This is a genomic window from Streptomyces sp. NPDC047515, assembly GCF_040643055.1.
GTDB lineage: Bacteria > Actinomycetota > Actinomycetes > Streptomycetales > Streptomycetaceae > Streptomyces.
Genome location: NZ_JBEYTM010000125.1, coordinates 1 through 6,008, shown reverse-complemented (window position 1 = coordinate 6,008; position 6,008 = coordinate 1). Strand labels below are relative to the sequence as shown.

At 68.3% G+C, this 6,008-nt stretch carries 7 protein-coding genes and 1 pseudogene; 3 read left to right on the top strand and 5 right to left on the bottom strand.

The features are described from left to right. Both ABZ826_RS38660 and ABZ826_RS38655 read left to right on the top strand, forming a co-directional pair. Positions 1-731: IS3 family transposase (locus ABZ826_RS38660; RefSeq protein ID WP_361459185.1), on the top strand; the 731-nt coding region annotated here is incomplete at its 5' end. A gap of 122 nt (positions 732-853) precedes the next feature. Continuing rightward, the gene (locus ABZ826_RS38655; RefSeq protein ID WP_361459183.1) at positions 854-1,393 is read left to right on the top strand and encodes a winged helix-turn-helix domain-containing protein; all 540 of its coding nucleotides are present in this window, start codon (positions 854-856) and stop codon (positions 1,391-1,393) included. A gap of 63 nt (positions 1,394-1,456) precedes the next feature. Here ABZ826_RS38655 and ABZ826_RS38650 read toward each other — a convergent pair whose 3' ends face one another. The 5 genes and pseudogenes from ABZ826_RS38650 to ABZ826_RS38630 form a co-directional block, all read right to left on the bottom strand. Further along, complete coding sequence (locus ABZ826_RS38650; RefSeq protein ID WP_361459181.1) at positions 1,457-2,284, bottom strand: oxidoreductase; 828 nt, start codon at positions 2,282-2,284, stop codon at positions 1,457-1,459. Between the two features lie 38 nt (positions 2,285-2,322). Further along, complete coding sequence (locus ABZ826_RS38645; RefSeq protein WP_361459179.1) at positions 2,323-3,198, bottom strand: NAD(P)H-binding protein; 876 nt, start codon at positions 3,196-3,198, stop codon at positions 2,323-2,325. A gap of 175 nt (positions 3,199-3,373) precedes the next feature. Beyond that, complete coding sequence (locus ABZ826_RS38640; RefSeq protein WP_361459187.1) at positions 3,374-3,781, bottom strand: MFS transporter; 408 nt, start codon at positions 3,779-3,781, stop codon at positions 3,374-3,376. Beyond that, entirely contained in the window at positions 3,778-4,194 is a 417-nt protein-coding gene (locus ABZ826_RS38635) for a hypothetical protein (protein WP_361459189.1), read from the bottom strand. The genes ABZ826_RS38640 and ABZ826_RS38635 overlap by 4 nt, the downstream gene beginning before the upstream one ends. A 19-nt stretch (positions 4,195-4,213) precedes the next feature. Continuing rightward, positions 4,214-4,669, bottom strand: a pseudogene (locus ABZ826_RS38630) (MFS transporter); the annotation flags it as partial. Between the two features lie 242 nt (positions 4,670-4,911). On the opposite strand from ABZ826_RS38630, the gene ABZ826_RS38625 reads away from it, so the two are divergent. After that, on the top strand, positions 4,912-5,538 hold the full coding sequence (locus ABZ826_RS38625; protein ID WP_361459177.1) for a TetR/AcrR family transcriptional regulator: 627 nt from the start codon (positions 4,912-4,914) through the stop codon (positions 5,536-5,538). Positions 5,539-6,008: the final 470 nt, after the last annotated feature.

Here is a 6,008-nt window from a genome sequence, read left to right as displayed (position 1 = left end):
TCTACGGGGCCCGGAAGATCTGGCGCGAGCTGAACCGGCAGGGGCATACCGCAGCCCGCTGCACCATCGAACGCCTGATGCGCGAACTCGGTATCAAGGGCGCGGTCCGCGGCAAACGCGTGATCACCACGATCCCCGGCGGGCAGGTCGACCGGGCTCCGGACCGTCTCGACCGCGACTTCGTCACCCAGGCCCCGAACCGGTGCTGGGTGGCGGACTTCACCCACGTGAAGACCTGGGCCGGCGTCGTCTATGCCGCGTTCGTCGTAGACACCTTCTCCCGCCGGATCGTCGGCTGGTCGGCCGCCACCGTGAAGGAGACCGTCTTCGTCCTGGACGCCCTGGAGATGGCCATCTGGCAACGCGGTCGAGACCAACGCCCCATACAGCCAGGCCAGTTGATCCATCACTCGGACGCCGGGTCGCAGTACACGAGTTTCAGGCTCGCCGAGCATCTGGAGGCTGCCGGCATCGCCGCCTCCATCGGCTCGGTCGGCGATGCCTACGACAATGCCCTGATGGAGAGCGCGATCGGCCTGTATAAAACCGAGCTGATCAAACCCGGCCCGCCCTGGAAGACGCTTTCCCAGGTCGAGCTCGCCACTGCCGAATGGGTCGACTGGTACAACCACCGCAGACTCCACGGAGAGATAGGCCACATCCCACCCGTCGAGTACGAAGCCAACTACTACATGGAACTCACGAAACCCCAGGTCAAAACCACAATCTGAGATCTCTACCGAACCCGGGGCGGTTCACCACCGCACCTAACAAAGCCCTACTACTGAACTTGATTGGGTGATGTCGGCTCGTTCGTCTGACAGCGGCTGAGTTGGGTCGGTAGCTGTGTGGTGTGAGATACGTACAGGGTGGCGGTTTGACCGATGCCAAGAGGGTGGCGAGGGAGCGGGTCCGGCTGGAGGCAGGCGGTCGTTTCGAGGGCGGGGAGAAGAACCGGGAGGTTGCTGCCGCGCTGCGGGTGAGTGAGCGGTCGGTGGAACGCTGGCGCCGTCAATGGCGGGAGCATGGTCAGGCCGGTGTCCGCTCGAAGGGTTCACCGGGGCGCCCGAGGCTGAATGAGACACAAGTAGCCCGACTTCAGCGGGAGTTGGAACGTAGACCGCTCGCTCATGGATGGGCGGACCAGCGGTGGACGCTCGCCCGGGTGAAGACGTTGATCGGGCGGCTGTTCCACGTCAGCTACACAGTGGAGGGCACGTGGCGGCTGTTGAAGCGCCATGGCTGGTCGTGGCAGCAGCCGGCCCGACGGGCGATCGAACGCGATGACGAGGCCGTCGAGTTGTGGAAGAAGGAGGTGTGGCCGTGGGTAAAAGCACCGCGACGGCCCGCGGGGCCTGGATCGTCTGCGAGGACGAGGCCAGTCAGTCGCTGAGGCCGCCACGGGGCGGTCTGCTGTTCCCAACGACTCGTCATCGTCGCGGTATAGGGCACAGCCTTATTCGTGGTCGGTGGCGAGGGCGATGTGCCGCCAGTTGTCCATTTCCTTGCGGAAGGTGTTCAGCTTGGTTTCGAAGGCTTGCAGGGTGTCGGCGCCGAGCGGGAGGCGCAGTGGCGGCTCGGGGGCGGCGGCCATCTCGACGATGGCGCGGGCGGCCTTGGCCGGGTCGCCAGGCTGGGCGTGGTTGAGGCTCGCAGCGGCTGCGCGCATCGCGCCGGCCGTGGGCGCGTAGTCGTCGATCACGTCGATGTCCGAGTTCAGGCTGGCGGGGTCGAGGAAGTCGGTGCGGAAGAAGCCCGGCTCCACGAGCGTCACGTGGATACCGAGGGAGGCCAGTTCGGTGTGGAGGGTCTCGGTGAAGCCTTCGACGGCGAACTTCGTGGAGGCGTAGATGCCCCAGCCCGGCGCGGTGGCGAAGCCAACGATGGAGCTGATGTTGATCACGTGGCCGGAGCGCTGGCGCCGTAGTACCGGCAGTACGGCGCGTTGGACGGCGAGGAGACTGAACACGTTGGTCTCGTACACCGCGCGGACCGCGGCGTCGTCGGACTCTTCGACGGCGGCGAGCAGTCCGGTGCCGGCGTTGCTGACGAGGACGTCGATCCGGCCGAACCGCTCGACCGCGTCGACGGCCGCCTTGATGCTCTGGTGGTCGGTCACGTCCAGCGGCGCGGTGAGCAGCGTGTCGCCGGCGTCGGGAAACTGCTCGCGGACGGTTTCGGCCTTCCGCGCGGTCGCGACAACCTGGTGACCGGCGGCCAGGGCAGCACGGGTGATTTCCAGGCCGAAGCCCCGGGACGCTCCAGTGATGAACCAAACGCTCATTGTCTTCTCCAGTGTCAGGCGGTGGGCAGGTCGAATTTTCAGGCAGTGGGTAGGTCGAAGGCCGCGCGGTTCTGGGCGATGAAGCTCTCGACGTCGAGGGGTTCGCTGCCGCCGATCGTCTTCACGAGGTCGTTGGTGCCGGCGAAGACGCCGTTGCGGTAGTCGACGGCGACGGCGAGCAGGTGCTGGATCAGGTGGTCCGGCGCGCCGCGCCCGCGCAGGATGGCGGCGAATTCGTCGAGTTCGATGGGGACGTAGGTGACGTCACGGTCCAGCGCCCGCGACATCTTCTCGGCGATCTCGTAGTGGTTGAGCTCCTCGGCTCCGTACAGCGGGTAGATCTGGCCGGCGTGCGGGGCGGGGTCTTCCAGGATGGCCGCGATCACCTTCGCCTGGTCGCTTTCCGCGATGGGGGCGTGGCGTCCGTCGGCGAACGGCAGGCGCAGTTCGCCGGTTCCGTCGGCCCAGGTGTCGATCAGCCATTGGGCGAAGAAGGTCGGGCGGATGTGGGTGACGGGGACCGGGGAGTGGTCCAGGACGCGTTCGGCGACCCAGTGCTGGCGTGCCGCGTTGCTGGCGGTTGTGCGGCGGGCGGAGACCTGCGACATGTTCACGATCGCCTGGACCCCGTTCTCCTCCGCCGCCTGGGCCACGTTCGCGGTGGCGTCCATCAGGCCGGGGCGGATCGGATAGGTGAAGTACAGGGCGTCGATCCCCTTGGTCGCCCGGGCCAGGGAGTCCAGGTCGAGGACGTCCCCTTCTACGACGTCCGCTCCGAGGGCGGCGAGCCGCTCTGCGCGCCCGTCGAGGCCGCGGACGAGTGCGCGGACGCTGTGCCCACGCTGGAGCAGGAGTTCGGTGGTGTGGCGACCGGTTTTGCCGGTGGCCCCGATCACCAGAAGGTTGCGTTCCATGATTGTTTCCTGTTCTTGAGAGGTCTGTCGGTGGGAGAACCCGGGAGTGTCCGGGGGTCCTTCGAGCGGATGCCACATGGGATCCAGGGCGGAGTCGTGTGATGTCCGCCGGCCGGGAGGAACGGACGGCTGCGCGCTCACCTGAAGCCGTGGAGAGACTGCGGTCAGGCCACGGTCAGGGGATGCGGCGGGCCCGGAGGGCGAGTAGCGCGATGGCGGCGGTCAGTCCGGCACCGGCCTGGACCCACCAGGCGTGGTCGAAGCCTGTGCTCGTCGCGTGGGGTGTGAGGGCGACGAGTACAGCCACCCCCACGGCGCTGCCGATCTGGCGGCTCATGTTGAGTACGGCGCTGCCGGTGGTGGCGCGTTCGGGTGTGAGGGTGCCGGCGGCGGCGAACAGCGGCGCCTGGGCCAGACCGCCCGCCAGGCCCACCAGGATCAGGCCAGGGAACATGGCGCCCCAGTAGTCGGGGGCGGTATGCACAGTCGAGATCGAGTAGGCGGCGGCGAGTGCCATGGCCAGCGTGCCTGTCACGGCGGGTGCGGTGCGTCCGAAGCGGCTCTGGAGAGGGCCGGCGTTCATGGCGAAGGCGATCGAGGCCAGGGGGCCGGGGCGATGGAGACGCCTGCGCGCAGCGGGCTGAAGTGCCAGACCTCCTGCATGAACAGGGCGGTGCTGAGCAGGACGATGGCGAAGCCGGCGGAGAACAGGAACAGGGCCAGGGTGGCGGCGGTGAACGGCCTGCTGGCGAACAGCTGCTTCTCGATCACCGGTGCCTTGGCGCGCAGGGTGCGCTCGGCGGTCGCGGCAGCGGCCAGGGCGGCCGCGGCGAACAGGGTCACGGTGCGGATGTCGGTCCAGCCCCACCCAGGACCCTGGACGGTGGCGAACACCAGCAGGCTCACGGCCAGCAACAGGGCGATGGCGGAAGCCGCGTCCGGCACAGCGGCACCCTTGGGCTGGCGCACCTCGGGCACCAGCAGCGCGCCGGCCACGAGGGGTGGCGATACCGATGGGAACGTTGATCAGGAAGATCCACCGCCAGTCGAGGGTGACGAGCAGCCCACCGACGGGCGGGCCCGCCGAGACCGCGATCGCGCCCACGCCCGCCCACAGGCCGACCACCAGGGTGTGCTGTCGCTTGGGGAAGCTCGGGTAGAGCAGGCCGAGCGAGGTCGGCACGATCATCGCCGCACCGACGGCCTGGAGGGCCCGGGCCGTGATCAGCACGCCGAGACTGGGTGCGGCGGCCGCGACGGCGGAGGTGAGGGTGAAGAGTGCCACTCCGGACAGCAGCATCTTCTTGCGTCCCCAGTGGTCCGCGATGCGGCCGGCGGGCACGAGCACGGCGGCGAAGACGATCGCGTAGGCCGACAGGACCCATGACACGCTCGCGACGCCCGCGACCGGGAACGGGTGGCCGATCCCGTCGAGGGCGACGTTGACGACGAAGAAGTCGAGCTGCGCCATGAAGGCGACGGCACCGAGCACCGCCATGATGCTCCAGCGGCGTGGGTGACCGGCCTCGGTGACGGCCTGGGCCGGAGCCGGGCTGGTGTGCGATGTCGGGGCGACCGCCTGCGGTGCAGCCTGTGTGGTCATGGTGTCCGCTCCTCCCATAAAAAGGGCTTGCTAGCCCTTTTTGTACTCGGGCCCATGGGACACCTCAAAAAATGGGTTGTCAAGCCCCTTTTTATGGTACGATCATCACCATGACCGCATCCAGCGAAGCGCTGGCTCGGAAGCTAACCGCCAAGGGCCTGGCCACACGCGAGCGCATCGTCAAGGCGGCCGCGGAACTGATCTACGAGCACGGGGCACAGAAAACCAACAACGAGCAGATCCGCGCCGCCACCGGGGTCAGCGGCTCGCAACTGACGCGCCACTTCCCCACCAAGGAGTCCCTGGTGCGCGCGGTGCTCGCCTGGCAGGCCGACAGCATCGTCGCCCGCCACCAGGCGCCCGAACTGGGCGAGCTGGACAGCTTCGCCGCCCTGCGCCGGTGGGCCGACTCGTACATCGCCTCGCGGGACATGCTGCGCGGCGGCTGCACGTTCGGCTCCCTGGCCGCCGAGGTCGTCAAGGCCGAGCCCTCCCACCGGGACGCGGTGGCCGACGGCTTCGAGCGGTGGCAAGCGCTGTTCAAGCGCGGCCTGACCAAGATGCGCGAGCGCGGCGATCTGCGGCCGGAGGCCGACCCGTCCGCGCTCGCCCACCTGCTCACCGCCGCGTTCCAGGGCGGAGCACTGCTGGACCAGGCAGCCGGCGAGTCCACACCCCTGCGTGACGCGCTGTACGGGGCCCTGGCCTACATCGAGTCATTCGCCGCAGAGAGTTGAACGGCACAGCGCTGGCCGACACTCGGCGGCAACCGATGGGATAGCACGTTGCCCTGGGGAGCCTGGAGAAGGATCCGGACGGCACACGCCCACTGCTCTACGAAACTCCAGGGACTACCGGCTGGGCCGTCGCACCCTGAACGCGAGAGCGACCGACGCAGGCCGACCGCTCCGCCGGCAATCAGCGAGTGACTGCTGGCCAGACTGTTGATCCTCCACTGGCGATTCCGGGCTCGGACCGTATTGGCGCCCGCCACTGACCGGTACCCGGCCGGTGTCGTGCGAGACAGCGATCTGCCGCACCCAGGTCTGCTTCGATGCCGGCGCCTTGACTGGGCGGCGGCCAGTTGGCTGACCGCCCTCGACTACACAAGTTGCTAGTGTCCTGCGCCAGGAATTCGATCAAGATATGCGGCGAGGCGTTCGAGGATCTCGTCGGCGCTCTTCGTCCAGGCGAAGGGGCGGGGGTT